Below are 4,373 nucleotides of genomic sequence, written 5' to 3'. Positions count from 1 at the left end.
CTCCCGATGAAGTAAGAAGCAAATGTCTAGACTTGTCTAGTATTTGTATAGCAGCTAATAGTCTAGCATTATCAAGGGTTTCAATGCTCAGACCTCATATTTTTAGTATGATTTGCTACATTTTACACCAAGGATGCAGGAGAACCCTGTACCGCACGTTTCAGTGGATCAAACACAGATTGACTGGGGTTTCCCCTGGAACGGTACAGATCTGGATTCCTCAAACTGATCGAGAGAAGTACGTGCAGATTGCAAATAGCCTCTACGAGTGGCGACAGAAGTGGCAGGATCGGATAGATCGATCGTTTAAAACGTCTATTCCCAGCCATCTTAACAACGGTAAACTGAAAGTATCCGTTGCGATCGTGTCCGACTTAAATATTCTCAAGAGCCTGCCGACAGGTATAAATAGTCAGATTATTCCGCCGCTGCATCCTGTCTGGAGTTTAGTCGCTAATGTCAAAAATGCCACCTACTCAATGAAAGGCATCGAGATTCGCGGATCTAAGCATTTTGAGCCAGGAAGTGCGGTTTATCCTTGTCGTCGCTGGTCTGGAGATGGCTATGAGCGTCCTTATGTTGTAGGATTGCAACGGGATACTCACAAATTTATCTCGATTGTCTGCCCGAGTTCCCGCTTGGAAAACTGGAGAGTAGAGCTAGTCGAAAATCCAATTGTGATTTTTCAATTGAGGCATACCACTGGTGGTTGGGATGGTAGCGATGGAGATCGAGAGGAAGCACAGTTGCTAGCTGATGGGATGAATCGTCGCGCGCAGTAGTTTGTGTAGGTTGGGCCCAGGAACGAAACCCAGCACGAGCGTCAATCCTATTTAAAAATGTTGGACAAGCGCGTTGTACAGGGTTCACATCGATCGCAAATTTTACTGAGATGCTTCACCTAACCTTTGCCTCAATTCATCAGCCGATAGCTGCGGCAGTTGTTCTACACACAATGTCATTTCTGCGATCGGCAATGCCAATAAATTAGTCACCGCTGTTGGTAGCCGATCGCCCAATTCGGGCGATCGCACCTGCAAGACACTTTCAGCCAACAATTTAACCGCAGATTCGCGCCCTGCGTCATCGACTGTCACCATCGACAATCCCAGCAACAGCATTGTAAATTCCGCCGCCGGCAACTTGGATATTGGAGATAGAAAAACTGTCATTTTTGGAATTAATTCTCCAAATCTAACTCGCAGAAAGTTCTCTAAAATTAAGCGCTTTTGTTCTTGTCTACCTCGTTCTAATCCCTCTTCTAGCCCCCGTTCTAAGCCTTGTTCTAGTCCTCGCTCTAGTCCCTGTTCTAGTCCCCGTTCCAGTCCCTGTTGCTGTGCTGCTTCTAATTGTTCTCGAAAAAGTGGTGCAATTGCCATAATTAACTCCCGCTCTTCTGGCTCTAATTCCTGTTGGATTTCAGTTACTAAATTTGACTGTAGCCGATATAGCAATTCTAGCGCAATCATCCGTAACGGATCGTCCGTTGCTAAACAAGTCAATTGGGCGATCGCCCGCTGCTGCACTCCCCCTTTACCTAAAATCCTCAACCACAGGGTTTCACGAGTTTCCGGCAACTGGTGAATCGCCACAATGGCGGTACGCAAGGAGGCGCCCAAAAAATAGATTCCCGGCACCCAATTCTCCGTATCCGGTATCGCATTAAAACTATCTACCACAGCTTTCGATGCCGTGGGCATCAGAATCCACAGCCTCGGTAATCGATCGTCATCATAGCGAGTATTTTCTCGTCTGAATTTGCGTTCCAATTCGCCGCGCACGTCCAATAACTTGCCCAGACAGGTACAAATTTCGTTGATGCTTGCCGGATTGCGAAAAGGTTCAAAAATTGCCGTCGTGCTTGCCATTTTTCCCAACAATCCCAGCGTTTCCGAGTATTCAGGGATGGCGGTGCCGGGAGTGAAATAAACATCGATTTCTCGGACTTCAGAAGTCACATCTTTACCGATATCGACAGTTCCGATCGGCGACAGAAATTCCTCCAGATATTCTTTGGCAAATAAATCGTGAATGAATCGCGTCATATAAATTATTTCAGACACTAAATAATTTTTTCAGGCGTTGCCTCACCCATTCTACAGGATTTTCATCGTCTTCTGCTGCATCTACCAATTCCATTTCTCGAAGTTGCTGCTGTCTCTCGCTTAACTCTTCTTTGTGTTTGACTATTTCTTGAATAATCTGCTCGGATAAATCCGGTCGTTCAGTTAAAACTTTCTGGAAACCTTCCTTATTGATTGCAAACAAAATTGTTTCTTCCAAAGCTCTCACCGAAGCAGTTCTGGGGATTCCCAACATCAAAGAAAGTTCCCCCAAAAACTGACCCGTACCGAGGTTGTTCAGGTGTTTGTCAATAGCTTCGACAAAAACTTCAACCGAACCTGAAAGTATGAGGTAAAAAGCATCTCCGGGGTCATTTTCGCGAAACAAGAATTCTTGCGGGCGCAGCCTTTGGCGGTATCCAACTTCAATCAATTGCCGCAATTCTAGATCCGTCAGAGTTTCAAAGTATTGCACCTCTCGCAGCAAACCGCTAAGTGACTGTTGCTTTTTGGCTGACTCTGCCAGTATTGGCATTTTTGGACTTTTTTTAGCTATTTTTCTCGGAGCGATTGCAGTTTCCTTTTGATTTAAAACCGACAACAAACTTTCTGGATTTTTCAAAGAAATTTCTCGGTCATTAAACGGAAAATCGATGCCCTGGTGGCGGAAATTGTACTCGATCGCAAAATTCAACGAACTTTTAATTACTTCCCTTTCCGTCGGCCTGTCAGTCCAAACTAACAGCTCAAATTTAAAACTATCATCGCCAAACTCAACAAATAATACTTTCGGATTTGGTTCGTACAAAACCCCGGCTTCTGCATAAGCAATATTTAGCAGAGTTTCTGTCACTAACAGCGGGTTGCTATTCTCCGCTACTTCGATGGATAGTCGCAGACAGAGTAGCGGATTTTCGTAACTCCAGTTAACAATTTTGTTGCTAATCATGGTACTGTTGGGAACTATGACGCTGGAGTCGTCGTTGGTAGTGATAATCGTCGATCGAATCGAGATTTTTTTGACAATTCCCATCAATCCTTCTAATTCCACAAAATCTCCGACTTTCACAGGTCTGTCTAAAAGCAGCGTTAAGCCGCTGACAAAATTAGTTGTTAAATCCTGTATTCCGAAGCCAATTCCCACGCCCAATCCCCCCGCGACTACTGCCAAAGAAGCGAGGTTAAAGCCGATGCTTTGGATGGCAGCAATAACTCCCAAAGCTACTATCAAATAGCGCAAGATTACGGCGATTGCTTCCCGGTTTCCCTCGTCAATTCCCAATCGCACGAGCAAGCGTTCCTTGAGAAAGTCCGTAAAAGCTCGCGAGATAACGAGGACAGCCATGAACAATACAATCAGTTCCCCAAGTGACCGCAGCGATACAGGATTATCCCCTATTTTAAATAAGGTAGATGTAAAGACTTGAGAGATATTTGTGAGTAATTCTTGGGGGATTGTATTTACAGTCATTTTGTGGTGAATTAAGTAAATATATGGCTCGATAGACAAGCTTAATATTTATCGGCGAAGTTGGGTAAGAAAGGACGGAAGTCCTAACTACTAACTGTTTTGATTTCTCGCCGATAGCGGGGATGACAGGGTGTTCCTGTGCAAACAAAGCTAGCTGGCATATTTTTGAAGACGCTGCTGCGAGCTCCAATTAAAGCATTAGCACCGATTTCGACACCGGCGCCGATGAAGCAGTCGGCGGCAATCCAAACGCCATGATTAATGATAACAGGTGCTGTGATTAAGCTAAAGGCTGGGTCTTGGGGGTCGTGAGTGCCGGTGCAGAGGTAGCTTTTTTGAGAAATGACGCAGTGTTTGCCGATCGCAATTCTATCCAAACTGTACAATACAACATCATCGCCAATCCAACTGCAATCACCGATTTCAATTTTCCAGGGATAGGTAAAACGAGCTGTAGGGCGAATCACCGCACCGCGACCTATTTTTGCTCCAAATAACCGCAGCAAGCCGCTTCTGATGCTATTACAAGGGTGTGGAGTGAGGGGAAATGCGATCGCCTGCACGAACCACCACCACAAAATTAGCCAACCAGGCCTTCCGCGATCGAAATTTGACTGGTTGTACAGCCGCAAATCAATTAAAGATTCGCCTGTAAAAGAATTTGACTGACTCTCGCTAATTGGGAGAGAATTGATTGTAATATCTGGGGAATTAGCGATAGAAGGTAGCGGTTCCGGATCGGGACTTGGCTGAGGATAAGTCATGTAACTAAAATATATGAATTTTGGTTCGATCGTTCGGAATGCGAGTCCGCATCCATGAAGGACTCGCATTCCGAA

4 protein-coding genes are annotated in these 4,373 nt (G+C 45.1%); 1 reads left to right on the top strand and 3 read right to left on the bottom strand.

Annotation, left to right across the window (positions count from 1 at the left end; genetic code table 11):
• A partial coding sequence (locus QT974_RS31685) for a hypothetical protein (RefSeq protein ID WP_333472341.1) occupies nt 1-782 on the top strand: 782 nt, incomplete at its 5' end.
• A 102-nt stretch (nt 783-884) separates the two neighbouring features.
• On the opposite strand, the gene QT974_RS31680 is transcribed toward QT974_RS31685, so the two are convergent.
• From QT974_RS31680 to hpsU, 3 genes are all read right to left on the bottom strand, one after another.
• A complete protein-coding gene (locus tag QT974_RS31680) occupies nt 885-2,045 on the bottom strand; it encodes a flagellar assembly protein H (RefSeq protein WP_333472340.1) in 1,161 nt (386 codons plus the stop codon).
• A 10-nt stretch (nt 2,046-2,055) separates the two neighbouring features.
• A complete protein-coding gene (locus QT974_RS31675; protein WP_333472339.1) occupies nt 2,056-3,534 on the bottom strand; it encodes a mechanosensitive ion channel domain-containing protein in 1,479 nt (492 codons plus the stop codon).
• 83 nt (nt 3,535-3,617) lie between these two features.
• On the bottom strand, nt 3,618-4,298 hold the full coding sequence (hpsU, locus tag QT974_RS31670) for a hormogonium polysaccharide biosynthesis acetyltransferase HpsU (protein ID WP_333472342.1): 681 nt from the start codon (nt 4,296-4,298) through the stop codon (nt 3,618-3,620).
• Nucleotides 4,299-4,373: the final 75 nt, after the last annotated feature.

This window comes from Microcoleus sp. BM001215392, from assembly GCF_036700185.1.
GTDB lineage: Bacteria > Cyanobacteriota > Cyanobacteriia > Cyanobacteriales > Microcoleaceae > Microcoleus.
The sequence above is the reverse complement of the archived record's forward strand: the minus strand, read 5'-3'. Positions and strand labels throughout refer to the sequence as shown.